The 13,538-nt window shown below is 74.3% G+C and carries 13 protein-coding genes and 1 pseudogene; 8 read left to right on the top strand and 6 right to left on the bottom strand.

Annotation, left to right across the window (positions count from 1 at the left end; all coding sequences use genetic code 11):
• The first annotated feature begins 114 nt into the window (after positions 1–114).
• Positions 115–876: a VOC family protein gene (locus tag ACIGAQ_RS25435; RefSeq protein ID WP_362278872.1), complete on the top strand. Its 762-nt coding sequence runs from the start codon at positions 115–117 to the stop codon at positions 874–876.
• Positions 877–913: 37 nt separating this feature from the next.
• Here the strand turns inward: ACIGAQ_RS25435 and ACIGAQ_RS25430 are convergent, their stop codons facing one another.
• Both ACIGAQ_RS25430 and ACIGAQ_RS25425 read right to left on the bottom strand, forming a co-directional pair.
• Positions 914–1,504 (bottom strand): MarR family winged helix-turn-helix transcriptional regulator, encoded by a 591-nt coding sequence (locus ACIGAQ_RS25430; RefSeq protein ID WP_399786441.1) that lies wholly within the window; start codon positions 1,502–1,504, stop codon positions 914–916.
• Between the two features lie 281 nt (positions 1,505–1,785).
• The gene (locus ACIGAQ_RS25425; RefSeq protein WP_399786438.1) at positions 1,786–3,450 is read right to left on the bottom strand and encodes an FUSC family protein; all 1,665 of its coding nucleotides are present in this window, start codon (positions 3,448–3,450) and stop codon (positions 1,786–1,788) included.
• A gap of 162 nt (positions 3,451–3,612) precedes the next feature.
• On the opposite strand from ACIGAQ_RS25425, the gene ACIGAQ_RS25420 reads away from it, so the two are divergent.
• From ACIGAQ_RS25420 to ACIGAQ_RS25405, 4 genes are all read left to right on the top strand, one after another.
• Entirely contained in the window at positions 3,613–4,173 is a 561-nt protein-coding gene (locus ACIGAQ_RS25420; RefSeq protein ID WP_399786435.1) for a DUF5134 domain-containing protein, read from the top strand.
• Between the two features lie 99 nt (positions 4,174–4,272).
• Entirely contained in the window at positions 4,273–5,208 is a 936-nt protein-coding gene (locus tag ACIGAQ_RS25415; RefSeq protein WP_399786432.1) for a M56 family metallopeptidase, read from the top strand.
• A 76-nt stretch (positions 5,209–5,284) separates the two neighbouring features.
• The gene (locus ACIGAQ_RS25410) at positions 5,285–5,980 is read left to right on the top strand and encodes a phosphatase PAP2 family protein (protein ID WP_311681950.1); all 696 of its coding nucleotides are present in this window, start codon (positions 5,285–5,287) and stop codon (positions 5,978–5,980) included.
• A gap of 272 nt (positions 5,981–6,252) precedes the next feature.
• The gene (locus ACIGAQ_RS25405) at positions 6,253–7,011 is read left to right on the top strand and encodes a TetR/AcrR family transcriptional regulator (RefSeq protein WP_399786428.1); all 759 of its coding nucleotides are present in this window, start codon (positions 6,253–6,255) and stop codon (positions 7,009–7,011) included.
• Between the two features lie 68 nt (positions 7,012–7,079).
• Here the strand turns inward: ACIGAQ_RS25405 and ACIGAQ_RS25400 are convergent, their stop codons facing one another.
• Together ACIGAQ_RS25400 and ACIGAQ_RS25395 are read right to left on the bottom strand one after the other, a co-directional pair.
• Positions 7,080–7,538, bottom strand: coding sequence for a DUF6214 family protein (locus ACIGAQ_RS25400; RefSeq protein WP_311681953.1), 459 nt, complete (start codon positions 7,536–7,538; stop codon positions 7,080–7,082).
• Positions 7,539–7,842: 304 nt separating this feature from the next.
• Positions 7,843–8,223 (bottom strand): ArsR/SmtB family transcription factor, encoded by a 381-nt coding sequence (locus tag ACIGAQ_RS25395; RefSeq protein WP_399786424.1) that lies wholly within the window; start codon positions 8,221–8,223, stop codon positions 7,843–7,845.
• Between the two features lie 89 nt (positions 8,224–8,312).
• On the opposite strand from ACIGAQ_RS25395, the gene ACIGAQ_RS25390 reads away from it, so the two are divergent.
• Positions 8,313–9,392 carry an NADH:flavin oxidoreductase/NADH oxidase gene (locus ACIGAQ_RS25390; protein WP_399786421.1) on the top strand — a complete coding sequence of 360 codons (1,080 nt, stop codon included), beginning with the start codon at positions 8,313–8,315 and terminating at the stop codon, positions 9,390–9,392.
• 94 nt (positions 9,393–9,486) lie between these two features.
• Here the strand turns inward: ACIGAQ_RS25390 and ACIGAQ_RS25385 are convergent.
• A pseudogene (locus ACIGAQ_RS25385) lies at positions 9,487–9,798 on the bottom strand (cellulose binding domain-containing protein); the annotation flags it as partial.
• Between the two features lie 316 nt (positions 9,799–10,114).
• Here ACIGAQ_RS25385 and ACIGAQ_RS25380 point away from each other — a divergent pair.
• The gene (locus ACIGAQ_RS25380; protein ID WP_311681956.1) at positions 10,115–10,903 is read left to right on the top strand and encodes a pectate lyase; all 789 of its coding nucleotides are present in this window, start codon (positions 10,115–10,117) and stop codon (positions 10,901–10,903) included.
• Positions 10,904–10,975: 72 nt separating this feature from the next.
• On the opposite strand, the gene ACIGAQ_RS25375 is transcribed toward ACIGAQ_RS25380, so the two are convergent.
• Positions 10,976–11,734: a PaaX family transcriptional regulator C-terminal domain-containing protein gene (locus tag ACIGAQ_RS25375; protein WP_399786418.1), complete on the bottom strand. Its 759-nt coding sequence runs from the start codon at positions 11,732–11,734 to the stop codon at positions 10,976–10,978.
• A gap of 79 nt (positions 11,735–11,813) precedes the next feature.
• Between ACIGAQ_RS25375 and ACIGAQ_RS25370 the strand changes: the two genes are divergently transcribed.
• Positions 11,814–13,481, top strand: coding sequence for a DNA alkylation response protein (locus tag ACIGAQ_RS25370; RefSeq protein ID WP_399786415.1), 1,668 nt, complete (start codon positions 11,814–11,816; stop codon positions 13,479–13,481).
• Positions 13,482–13,538: the final 57 nt, after the last annotated feature.

Genomic DNA, 13,538 nt, shown 5'->3' with positions numbered 1-13,538 from the left:
TACGCGGCGAGGGTACGCCGGGCGCCGTGCGGCACACCACCGGGTTTTCCCGGATGGCAGCAGGCGGCCGCTGCGGCTTAGCGTGCTTCGGGGGGTCCCTGCGGAAGGAACGCCATGAAGCTCGACGCACCGGTGAACGGCGGGCCCTGCTGGACGGAGCTGGGCACCAGCGACCTGGAGGCCGCGCGGCGGTTCTACACGCGGCTGTTCGGCTGGCGGCCCGAGACGGACCCGCGTCAGGAGGCGGGCGGTTACACCGTCGCCCACCTCGGCGACGACGCGGTGGCCGCGCTGGCCCCGCTGTACCAGCCGTCGCAGCCGGTCGCCTGGAACGTGTCGTTCGCGGTGGCCGACGCGGACGCCGCCGCCCGTGCGGTGACGGAGGCGGGCGGGGCGGTACTGCTCGGCCCCACCGACGTGTTCGACGTGGGCCGTTTCGTGGTGGCCGCCGATCCGGGCGGTGCCGTGTTCCAGCTGTGGCAGGCGGGGACCTTCCCGGGCGCCGGACTGTTCAACGCGCCGGGCGCGCTGGGCTGGGTGGAGCTGTTCACCCGGGACCCGGAGCAGGCCGTGGCCTTCTACACGCGGGTGTTCGGGTGGACGGTCGCGGCCGGGGAGCGCTACACGCAGTGGGGCGTCGGCGGGGCGGACTTCGGCGGCATGGTGACGATGGACGACAAGTTCCCGCCGGAGGTGCCGGCGCACTGGCTGCCGTACTTCGCCGTGACGGACGTGGACGCGACGACCGCGGTCGTGCAGCGGCACGGGACCGTGCTGATGGTGCCGACGTCCGTGCCCGACGGGCCCCGCATCGCGGTGCTGAGGGATCCGCAGGGCGCGATGTTCGGGGTCTACCGCGCCGGGGACGGGTTCTGAGCCGGCCGGGTGGCCACTGCGTCGGCGGGCCGGCCTCTCACGCCCGCAGCGCGCCCAGCCTGCCTTCCAGTTGGGCGAGCAACTCGCCCAGCAGCGCGGACAGTTCGCCCTGCTCGGGGCCGTCCAGGCCGGACAGGACGGCCGTCTCGTAGGCGAGCTGGGCCGGCAGGATGCCGTCGACGAGGTCGCGGCCGGCGTCGGTGAGGCGCAGGTGGGCGACCCTGCGGTCACGCGTGTCGCCGCGGCGTTCCACCAGGCCGCGCTCCGTCAGCTGCTTGAGCCGCTTGGTGACGGCGGCGCCCGAGGAGAAGGTCTCGCGGGCCAGTTCCCCGGGCGTCAGCTCGTGCCCGGTGCGGCGCAGCGCGCCGAGCAGATCGAACTCGGGGCGGCTCAGTCCGGCCCGGCGCAGGGGGGCGTCCTCGGCCTGCTGCAGCAGGGCGGCACAGCGGTTGATCCGCCCGATGATCTCCATCGGCCCGGTGTCGAGACCGGGGTGCACGGCCCGCCACTGCCGCACGACGGCGGAGACGGTGTCGCTCCGCCGCGCCCCGGACACCCCGGCCTCGAAGCCGGGCTCCTGGGCGGCCCCACCGTCACCGTCGCCATCCCCGGGCCGTCCTGCCCCCACGTCCGCTCCGGCCGCGTGAGCCGCGTCCGCGGTGGGGCCTTCCTCACCTGGCGGAACCTCGGCATCACCCGCCCGGGGACCGTCGTCCCCTCCGGGTGGAGGAGCCTCACCACGGGTCGGCGGGGACGTCCGGGTCTCGTCCGTCGGGTGGAGGCCGCCGGGCGTCCGTGCGTCCGGGCGGGTGGTTCCGGGCGCGGTGGTGGGCCGGTCCTTGCCCGTCCGCGCGGCTCCCCTCGCCGAGTGCGGGCCGGGACCCGTGGGGGATGGTCCTTCCGTCGGCGTCATGGCCGTGCGTCCTCCGTCTCCGTGTCCGGACCGTGGTCCGGGAGCAGCCCCTGGCGTCGTGCCGTAGCGGCGAGCGTACGGTGTCCGGACTGCTCGGCGAGCACGACCCGCTCCTGGGGCAGCGCGCGCTGCCCCCATTCCCCGGCCGCGGCGTCGGCGGCGGCCCGCAGATCGGCCAGGGCCACGGCGAGCCCCCGCCGGGCGGATTCGAGGGCCGCCGCCCCGGGGTGCGGGCCGGCCAGCAGCCGGGCCGCGTGCTCGCGGGCCCGGTCGGCGCCCGTCAGGGCGTGTTCCACCCGGTCGCCCACCCGCCGGTCGGTGACCACCAGGGCGGCGGCGAAGCCGACCAGTGCCCCGACGACGGTGTCCACGACCCGCTCGGTCATGAGCGCGCCGGGCTGCTGTCGTCCGGCGAACTCGGTGATGAGCAGGGCCATGGGCGTCACGCACACGCTGCCGAGCCAGTAGTTGCGGCTGATCAGCGCCTCCGCGCCGAAGCTGAACGCCACGCAGCACAGCACGAGGGCGGCCTGCCCCAGGTGGGCGAGCGGCACGACGGCCGCGAAGGCGAGCACCCCGAGGACGTTGCCCACGACTCGCTGGACGGCCCGGCTCCAGGTCAGGGCGATATTGGCCTGGTAGAGCGAGGCGGCCGTGACCAGGGCCCAGTACGGGCGGCCGATGCCGAGCGCGAGGGAGGCGTACCCGGCGAGCGCGCAGCCCAGCGCGGTGCGCGCCGCGAGCGGGGTCAGCGGACCGAGCCGGGCCCGGAGGGAGCGGGCCGAGGCCACACCGAGCAGTTCGTCCGCCGCCGCCGGCGGCAGCCCGGCCGGCGGGACGGGCCCGGTGGAGCGCAGCGCACGGGCCCACGCGCGCAGCCGACCGGCGTCCGCGTCCGCCGGCGCGGCGAGGGCCACCTCGGCCCGCACCACGAGCCGTTCGAGGGCGCGCCGGGTCCGGGACGGCGCGCGGGTCGACAGCAGTGACTGCCAGGCGGCCTGCACGGCGGCGTAGCCCGCGGCCCGGGCCCGGGCGTGTCCCTCCCCCGCCCCGCCCGTGTCGGCGTACACGGCGGCGGCCCGCAGCGCGCTCGCGGTGGCACGGCGCTCCGGGCCGTGCGGGCGGACGAGCGCGGGCGCCATGCAGACCAGCCAGGCCCAGGCACCGGTCGCGGCCGCGAGTGCCAGATGACCCGGGACCCGGTCGAGGGTCTGCGGCACGAACAGTGAGGCCGAGCTGACGAAGGTCAGGACGACGTTTCCGGGCGGGCCGATCCGGGTGGCGTCGCACAGCACCTTCTGGGCGGCGGCGAGCAGGGCCCCGACGGTGACCAGGACGGCGGCGCTGCCGGTCAGCGAGGCCGCGACGAGGGCGACGGCGAGCCCGCCGAGCATGCCGAGCACCACCCCCAGCAGGGCCCGGGCACGGGCGGCGTAGGGCCGGTTGTGGGTGTACAGCGCGCACAGGGACCCGGCCATGGCGTACATCGCGAGATCGAGGCGGCCGAGCGCGAGCAGGGTGAGGTTGGGCGGGGCGATCGCCGCGACGACGCTCAGCGCGGGCTTGAACCAGATGTCCGAGGGCCGGCCGAGGCGCAGCACGCCGGCCAGCGGAAGGCGCCGGGCCGGCGGGGAGGCGGGAGTGGGGGGCACACTGCTCATGACGGACAAGATTAACAGGTATTTTACTCGTAAAGCACATCCCGGAACCCGCCTCCTCACCTGGTGTGCTCCGCCGGATGCTCCCCGTGTACACCCTTGCGCTCGCGTGCGCGCCGCACCGCCCGGGCATCGAATGACCGACGGTCGAAGGGGGAGGTACGCGTGCACGGACCGGCTTCGTCCGGCTGGCTGCTGGTGGCGCTCTGCGCCGTGACCGGCGCCTACTGCCTGGTGCGGATGCGCAGCGGTGGCGGGGAGCAGCGGCGCGCCGCGGGCGGCGAGGCGCTGATGGGCTTCGGGATGGCCGGGATGGCGGTGCCCGCGGCGGTGTTCACGCCGCCGTCCTGGGCCTGGCCCGTCTACGCGGTCGTGTTCGGCGCGGCGGGGCTGCACGCCCTGTGGGCGGCCCGCTCGGACGCCCACCACCTGCACCACCTGGTGGGTGCCGCCGCGATGGTCTACATGTCGGTCGTCATGGCCGGCTCCCCCGCCCACGCCCATGGGCGGGGCGCATCGGGGATCCCGCTGCTGACCGGGGGGCTGCTGCTCTACTTCGCCGGGTACGTGCTGCTGAGCGGTGTCCGGCTGGTGCCGGTGGGGGCGCTGGCCGGGGGCGGGTCCACCGGCGGTGGCGCCCCGGGCTGGGGCGATCGTCCGGAGCTGGCCCGGGCCTGCCGGCTGGCCATGGGGATCGCGATGGTGGCGATGCTGCTGACGCTGTGAGCGGCGCCCCGGGACACGGGGTGCGGAATCCGTTGCCTGCGTCACTTTGCCACCGCGAGACGTACCCCTGGACGGGGCCGCGCTCATAGGCTGCGTCCCATGATGCTCCCCGCCGCGCTGCTGCTGCTCGGCGCCCTGACCGCGGTGGCCGGACCCCGGCTGCTCGCCCGGGCGGACTGGCCGGACCGGGAGCCGGTCGTGGCGCTGTGGATGTGGCAGTGCGTGGTGGCCGCCGTCCTGGTGTGCTGCGCCCTGTCGATGACGCTCAGCGCGGCGGCGGCCTGGCACGCGGTCGGCGGGCACGTCTTCGCGACGGCACCGAACGGGGTCGTCGAGGCCTACGCGCTGGGCACGGCGGGCCCCTGGGCGGCGACCACCGCGGTGACTCTGGCCTGCGGCGCGCTGTGGAGCGCTGCGATGCTGGTCCGTGAGATCGGCCGGGCCCGGGCCCGGCGCCGCCGCCGGCGCGCCGACCTGCTGGTCCGGGCGCCGCTGCTGCCGGGCGAGGTGGCCGTGTCCGGCCGGCTCGTCGTCCTGGAGAGCGAGCGGCCCGACGCCTGGTGGCTGCCCGGCACCCCGCCCCAACTGGTCGTGACCACCGCCGCGTTGCGCCGCCTGAAGGGCCGGCAGCTGGACGCCGTGCTGGCGCACGAGCAGGGTCACGCGCGGGCCCGCCACGACTGGCTGCTCAACTGCTCCTCCGCTCTCGCGGGCGGATTCCCGCAGGTGCCGGTGTTCGCCGCGTTCCGCGACGAGATGCACCGGCTGGTCGAACTCGCCGCCGACGACACGGCCTCCCGCCGCTTCGGCCGGCTGACGACGGCCCTGGCGCTGGTGGAACTCAACGAGCCCCGGGGCGTGTTCGGGCCGTGCCCGACGCCGCAGGCGCATGTCCCGGCGCGGGTGCACCGGTTGCTCACTCCCCCGGACCGGCTGACCCCGGCCCGGCGTCTGCGCCTGACGGCGGCGGCCTCGCTGGTGCCGGTGGTGCCGGTGCTGGTGGCATTCGTTCCGGGGCTGCGGGCACTGGGATGACGGGCGGATCCGTCGGTACCGGGCCGGAGATCGCCCCGTACTGGATCCCTACCCCCGGTTCGGCAAGGATCGCCTCATGCACTCCCCGTCCGTCGCACCCCCCTCCCGTCCGGAGCAGCGCGCCGCCGCCGGTCTCGCCGGTGTCCTGGCCACGTGCTCGGTCCTGCTGCTGACCCTCGTCGCGGTCAGATGGAGCCCCTTGATCGGCGCGGACGGGGACATCTCCCGAACCACTCACCGCTGGGCGGTCGACGAACCCGGCCTCACTCAGGCGTGCCGCATCCTGACGGACTGGGTGTGGGACCCGTGGACGATGCGGCTGCTCTGCGCGGTCGTCGTGGTGTGGCTGGTGGTACGGCTCGCGGCGCGCTGGACGGCGTTGTGGCTGGGGCTGGCCGTCGCCCTCGGGTCGCTGGTGCAGCAGGGCCTGAAGGCGGCGGTGGACCGTCCTCGGCCGGTGTGGCCCGACCCCGTGGACACGGCTCACTATTCCGCTTTCCCGTCGGGCCACGCCATGACCGCCACCGTCGTGTGCGGCCTGCTGCTGTGGCTGCTGCACCGGCACGGTGTCGGCCCCGCCGTGTGGCGTACGGCCGTGGCCGTGGCGGTCGTCTCCGTGGTCGGCGTCGGGCTGACCCGCGTGTGGCTGGGCGTGCACTGGCCGTCGGACGTGGTGGGCGGCTGGCTGCTGGGCGCGCTGGTGGTGGCCCTGGCGGTGTGGGTGCACGAGCGCCGGCTGCCGCGCGACCGGGCCGACGCCGGGGCCTCGTAGGGGCGTCGCCCGGCCTTCGTGACGTGACGTGGGATCCGGCTTGTTCTGCGCGCTCGCTGCGTCCGGGGACTTCCTCGTGGCGGCGCGGGTGTGAGCCCGGTCCCGCGCTGCGGGCAGTAGCCCCAGGCGACCACGTGATCGTCTGCTCGCCCGCCTCGGACGATCCCCCGCGTCGCCCGAGGCAGACGGCATCACCGGCACCGGCCACAGCGGGCCGGACCGGACGTCCTGAGTATAGTTGGCTGGCAGCCAGTCAACGCAGGAGTTTCAGCATGAGCCCGCGCAGCGCCTCGGTCAATGAAGAGTTGCGGAGGCGTTCGAAGGAGCGGCTTCTGCAGGCGGCGGTCGAGCTGGTCGGCGAGCGGGGCTTCGAGGCGACGACGCTCGGCGACATCGCCGATCGAGCCGGGTCGGCGCGCGGTCTGGTCTCGTACTACTTCCCGGGCAAACGCCAGCTCGTGCAGTCCGCCGTGCACCGGCTGATGCACCGCACGTTGGAGGAGGCGCTGGAGCGCGAGCCGCGCACCGAGGACGGCGGGGAGCGGATGGCCCGGGCCATCGACGCGATCCTGGGCCTGGCCCGGGACCGGCCCGTGCTGATGCGGCAGCACATGGCCGGACTGCTCCAGGCCGAGGGCTTCGTGCCCTGCCCGGAGCAGCGCCGCCTGGCCGAACTGCTGCGGGACACGGTCGCCCGGCACGGCTCGCGGGACGTCGACAGCGACTACCCGATGCTGCGCGCCCTGCTGATGGGCGCGGTCTACGCGGCCCTGGTGCCGGGGGTGCCGATGCCGGTGCCGGTCCTGCGGGCCGAGCTGTTCAAGCGCTACCGCCTGGACTGGGAGATGGGCGTCCCCCCGGACACCGCGACACGGGGCGGGACGGACGACTCGGACCTGTCACGCTTCTTCGCGACCGGGGCGGGGGCGGACACCGGTCCCGACACGGGGACGGACGCCGACCCCGGCACAGCCTGCGACACCACACCCGAACCCGCACCCGGACCCGGACCTGGACCCGGCACGTTGTAGCCCCTGCGCACCCGGACCCGGACCCGGCACGCTGTAGCGTCCTGCGCCTGCTGGGCCCGGCGCGCTCCTCATCCCCGCCCGCGGCGAGGCGACAGCAGGCCCGCCTCGCGGGCCTGGCCGATCAGTCTCAGGGAGGTGCGGCGGCTGTGGCCCGTCGCGGACATCACCGCGAGGACCGGGTCGGCGCCGTCCCGCTGGGCCGCGCGGTACTCCTGCGCCACCCGCCGCCGCCCCTCCGCGCCGCGCGGCCAGGCGGGCCGGGCCCGCCGTCCCCGGCCGCCGCACCCTTCCGGCGCCGGACCGGCACCGCACGCCTCGGCCAGTGCCTCCTCGATCCAGTCGGCGAGCACGCTCAGGTCGTCGAGGGACAGCGCGGGCTGAGCGCGCACCTCCTCCACGCCGAGGCGTCCGCCGGCCAGGACGGCCAGCGCGTCGACGCGGGCGCCGTCCGGGAAGACCACCCGGTACTCGAACCACCGCGTGGCGTCCTCGTTCTCCCGCACCTCCCACGCGGGCCGCACGGACACCGCGCCGTCCACCGGAGAGCGATCAGAAAGATGAAGAAAGGATGCTTCCAGCACATAGGGAACGAAACCGCATGATCACATTCCATACAGATCGGACACGCGCCCCGGGCGGAGCACAGCACCCTGTCAGCGGAGCCCGCCCGGGCGATGCGGAGGCGTCAGCGCTCTCCCGGCATCCCTCCAGAAGCGGGCGGGCCGACGCGGAACCGGGCGTCTCCCTGGGGCGGAGAGTGGTCTAACTCCCCGACCGGCGACCCCTGTTGGACCGCGCGACGCGCCGCGACCGGTCACGGCCCGATCCGGTTCAGCCGCCCACGCGGACGGCCTGCCGCCCCGCCGCGTCGAGCAGCGCGTCCAGCAGCCCGGGGAACAGTTCGTCCAGGTCGTCCCGTCGCAGCCCGTTCATCTTGGCCGTCCCGCGGTACACCTGCCGGATCACCCCGCTCTCGCGCAGCACCCGGAAGTGGTGCGTGGTGGTCGACTTGGTGACCGGCAGCTCGAAGTCGGAGCAGGACAACTCCCCGCTCGTGGCGGCGAGTTCCCGCACGATCCGCAGCCGCATCGGATCACTGAGCGCGTGCAGCAACCCCTCCAGGCGAATCTCGTCCCGCACGGGATGCGGCAGATCACGACTACTGACGACGGGCGACGTCACGGCGGGCTCCACTTCCTTCGGGGCCCTCATAGTACGAGAACCCTCGTAGTTTGACATCTCCCGTACTACGATGCCTATCGTACGAGTCGACCCCGGCCCCGTGACGAATGGAGTCCGCCGTGACCGCGCTCTTCGAGCCCTGCACCCTGCGCGATGTGACGATCCCCAACCGCGTGTGGATGCCCCCGATGTGCCAGTACTCGGCCGCACCGGAGGGCCCGGAGGCCGGTGCCCCCACGGACTGGCACTTCGCCCACTACGCCGCCCGCGCGGCCGGCGGCACGGGCCTGATCATCGTCGAGGCCACCGCGGTGTCCCCCGAGGGCCGCATCTCCCCCTACGACCTGGGCATCTGGAACGACACGCAGGTCGAGGCGTTCCGCCGGATCACCCGCTTCCTCACGGAGCAGGGCACGGTCCCCGCCGTCCAGCTGGCCCACGCCGGACGCAAGGCCTCGACCGACCGGCCCTGGAAGGGCGGCGGGCCGGTCGGTCCCGACGCCCACGGCTGGACATCCGTCGCCCCGAGCCCGATCGCGTTCGACGACAGGCATCCGGCGCCGGCCGAGCTGAGCGTGGACGGCATCAAGGACGTCGTGGAGCAGTTCGCGGCCGCGGCCCGGCGCGCGCTCGCCGCCGGCTTCGAGATCGCCGAGATCCACGGCGCCCACGGCTACCTGATCAACGAGTTCCTCTCCCCGCACTCCAACCACCGCACCGACGCCTACGGCGGTTCGTACGAGAACCGCACCCGGTTCGCGCTGGAGGTCGTCGACGCCGTGCGGGAGGTGTGGCCGGACGACAAGCCTCTGTTCTTCCGCATCTCCGCGACCGACTGGCTCGACGAGGGCGGCTGGACCCCGGACGACACCGTGCGCTTCGCGGGTGAGCTGCGGGCCCACGGCGTGGACCTGCTGGACGTCTCCACCGGCGGCAACGCCTCCGGCGTCCGCATCCCGACCGGCCCCGGCTACCAGGTGCCGTTCGCGGCCCGGGTGAAGAACGAGACGGACCTGGCGGTGGCCGCGGTGGGACTGATCACCGACGCCGAGCAGGCCGAGAAGATCCTGGCCAACGGCGAGGCCGACGCGGTGCTGCTGGGCCGCGAGCTGCTGCGCAACCCCTCGTGGGCCCGGCACGCGGCGCGTGAACTCGGCGGCGAGGTGCACGTGCCGGACCAGTACCACCGTTCGGTCTGATCCGGCCCGCCCGGCAGCGCCGTCGACCGGCCGTGCACGCCCTTCCCTCGCGCGTGAACGCGGCCAGACCGGCGCTGTCTCCGGCGTGGGGGGCCTGATAGCCGACGCTCACGCTCGCGCTCGGCGGGAGCGTGCCGTTGTACGGCACGCTCGCCGCGGTGACCGGTCCGGGGGCCGGGGCGTACGCGGCGCCCCAGCCGCCCGTGATCGTCTGCCCGCCGGGCAGCGTGAAGCCGAGTTTCCAGCCCTCGACCGTGGTCGTGCCGGTGTCGGTGAGGGTCACGGCGACGGTCAGACCCGTGTTCCAGGCGTGCACCGAGGCCGTCACCTTGCAGGTACCGGGCGGCGGCTGGGGCGCCGGGCCCGGGGCGTCCAGGCCGAAGAAGGTCAGCACGCGGGACGCCATGCCGTGGGCGTGGAGGTGGTGGCCGACGCCCCGGAGGCTGATGGCCGACCGCAGCGGTCGGCCCGATGTACATGGCCCTCATGGAAGCGCTCCCACACCGAAGCCTCCCCGACCAGCCCGGCTGAATACTTACTACGCGAGGCGTTGACTAGAAAGCGCTTGCCCTCTACGTTCCGTTCAGCAGTGTGACCCACAGGCGCCCTCCACACTCGCATCGAGCCAGAACATGAATGTCGTTCATGTACATGACCTCCAACGATCCCCACAGCCGAAGAGACATCCCCCCATCGCTCGAACGGACAGAAGGACTCGGGACATGACTTCTGCGACACCACCGCGCCCCCGCAGGCGCGCACTGACCGGCGCGCTGGCCACACTCGGCCTGTCGGTTGGCATGATCATGACCACCAATGCACCCACGGCGAGCGCCGCCACCTGGCCGACGCCGAGCGGCAGCCAGGGGACCTCAGCCACCATCTCGGTGTCCGGCACGAAGGACTACGGGATGAAGCGGTACTACGGCACCGGCGACCTGGCCGGCGACGGCCAGGAGGAGGGCCAGGACCCGATCTTCCGGCTCTCCGACGGCGCGGTGCTGAAGAACGTCATCCTCGGCGCCCCGGCGGCCGACGGCATCCACTGCGAGGGCAGCTGCACGCTGCAGAACGTCTGGTGGGAGGACGTCGGCGAGGACGCCGCCACCTTCCGCGGCGGCACCGGCGCCACGTACCACGTGATCGGCGGCGGCGCGAAGAAGGCGGCGGACAAGGTCTTCCAGCACAACGGCGGCGGCACGCTCAACATCTCGAACTTCGCCGTGCAGGAGTTCAAGACGCTCTACCGCTCCTGCGGCGACTGCTCCACGCAGTACACCCGCAAGGTCAACCTCAACACCATCGACGTGACCGGCACGGGCAGCACCGCGCGGCTCGTCGGCATCAACGTCAACCGCAACGACGTGGCGACGCTGCGCGGCATCACCATCCGCAACGACGCGAGCCGCAAGGTCGTCCCCTGCCAGAAGTACAACAACAACACCGCCGTCGGGACGGGTCCCGACAGCACGAACTGCCTCTACTCCGCCTCGGACATCACCTACAGGTAGTCCCGAACCTCCCCCCACGGTGAACGCGGCCGTGCGCGGTGCCCCGGCGGGCGCCGCGCACGGCCGTCCGCGTCATGTGCCGCGCACGCGCGCGTGCGCCTGTCCGGCCAGCTCCGCCCGGTAGGCGGCGTAGGCGGCGCGCAGGTCGGCGCCGGGCCAGTCGGCCGGTACCAGGGCCTGCGGCAGGACCGGATCGGCCAGGAGGTGCCGCACGACGGCCGCGTAGGCGGTGAGCCGGTCGGCCGGACGGGGCGCACGGGCGATGTGCGCGAGCAGCGCCCGGGCCGTGGCGGACCAGTCGTCCAGCGGCCACAGGGAGCCGGCCAGTTCGCGCGCGGGGCGGCGGGGGCGGGCCGTGCAGTGCTCGGCGATCCGGTCCAGGTCGCCGGGGAACGCTCGGGTGAGGTTGGCCGGCCGGAGCCAGACGCCCTCGCGGAGTTCGGCGAGCCGCAGGCCGGCCAGCCGGGTCCGCAGCTCGGCGCGTTCGGCGGGGCCGCGGCCGGTCGCGGTGATCACGACCATCTCCCAGTCGCCGTCCCACGCGCGCGTGCGCGGGTGCACGGCGTCGTCCTGACGCCGCTGGCGCTCCAGCAGCCGGTCGCTGAGGCGGTAGCCGGCGTCCGTGCGCCGCAGGTCTCCGGCCGCCACCATGCGACTGAGCGCCGCCCGCAGCGTGGAGCCGCCGACGCCGAAACCCTCCACCAGCCGCACGAGTTCCCGCACCGGCAGCTCGGGGGGATGCGTGCCGAGCAGCAGGCTCAGCACCACCGACCGCGCGGACAGCGGACGCAGGTCGAGCGCGCCGGGCCGCGCCGGGTCGTTCATCGGCATGGTCCCGTACTGTACGCGGCCGCCTTCCCCTGATGTTGCACTATTGCTGCGGCCGCAGCGGCAGTGCAACACTCGGGGCATGGTCTCGACACCGGACGAACAGTGGCCGCACCGCCCGGTCGCCACGCACGACGTCACCAACCAGGCCCCGCCCCTCACCCCGTACGACGCCTCCGACGACACGCCCCTGCTGGAAGGGCTGCGGCGGGAGGGCGCCGGCTGGGCGGAGGAGGAACTGCGGCGGCTCGGCCGGCAGGCCGGCAGCGCCCAGGCGCAGGAGTGGGCCGACCTGGCCAACCGGCACGAGCCGGAACTGCGCACGCACGACCGGTACGGCAACCGGGTCGACGAGGTCGAGTTCCACCCGAGCTGGCACCACCTGATGCGCACCGCCGTCACCGAAGGGCTGGCGGCGTCGCCCTGGGGCGACGCACGGCCCGGCGCCCATGTCGCACGCACCGCCGGCGGACTGGTGTGGGGGCACACCGAGGCGGGGCATGGCTGCCCGACGTCGATGACCTATGCGGCCGTCCCCGCGCTGCGGCGGCAGCCGGAGCTGGCGAAGGTCTACGAACCGCTGCTGACGAGCCGGGAGTACGACCCGGGCCTGCGCGTGCCGACGGACAAGCGCGGACTGCTGGCGGGCATGGGGATGACCGAGAAGCAGGGCGGATCCGACGTCCGCACGAACACCACGGCGGCCACGCCCACGGCCGAGCCGGGCGTGTACACGCTGCGCGGGCACAAGTGGTTCACCTCGGCGCCGATGTGCGACGTGTTCCTCGTGCTGGCCCAGGCCCCGGGCGGGCTGTCCTGCTTCCTGGTCCCGCGCGTGCTGCCCGACGGCGTCCGCAACACCTTCCGCATCCAGCGGCTGAAGGACAAGCTCGGCAACCGCTCCAACGCCTCCGCGGAGCCGGAGTTCGACGGGACCGTCGCATGGCTGGTCGGCCCCGAGGGGCAGGGCGTGAAGACCATCATCGAGATGGTCAACTGCACGCGGCTGGACTGCGTGATGATGTCGGCCGCGCTGATGCGCAAGTCCCTCGTCGAGGCCGGGCACCACGCGCGGCACCGCAGCGCGTTCGGCGCGCGGCTCGTGGACCAGCCGCTGATGCGCAACGTTCTGGCCGATCTCGCGCTGGAGTCCGAGGCCGCCACGACGCTCACGCTGCGGCTGGCCGGGGCGGCGGACCGGGCGATCCGCGGGGACGAGGGTGAGGCCGCGTTCCGCCGGATCGCCACGGCCGTCGGCAAGTACTGGGTGACCAAGCGCGGCCCGGCCTTCACGGCGGAGGCCCTGGAGTGCCTCGGCGGCAACGGCTACGTCGAGGACTCGGGCATGCCCCGGCACTACCGGGAGGCTCCCCTGCTGTCGATCTGGGAGGGCTCCGGGAACGTCAACGCGCTCGACGTGCTGCGGGCCCTGAGCCGTGAACCCGGCACGGCCGAGGCGCTGTTCGGCGAGTTCGCGCTCGCCCGGGGCGCGGACGCGCGGCTGGACACGGCCGTGGCGCGGCTGAAGGACCGGCTGTCCGGTGCGTCGCAGACGACGGCCCGGCGTCTCGTGGAGGACATGGCGCTGACGCTCCAGGCGTCCCTCCTCGTCCGGCACGCCCCGCCCGCGGTCGCCGACGCGTTCTGCGCGACCCGGCTCGGGGGCGACTGGGGCCATGCGTTCGGAACGCTGCCCGGGGCGGCGGACCTCGACGCGATCGTGCGACGGGCGCTGCCCGGCCGCGACTGAGCGGCGATCGGCCAACCCCCGCACAGTTCGCGCACCGTCATCGCCCGATTCCGCTTC

The sequence above is a fragment of the Streptomyces sp. NPDC085932 genome (genome assembly GCF_044540525.1).
Taxonomy (GTDB): Bacteria; Actinomycetota; Actinomycetes; order Streptomycetales; family Streptomycetaceae; genus Streptomyces; species Streptomyces levis.
This window is presented reverse-complemented; position numbering and strand designations above follow the sequence as displayed.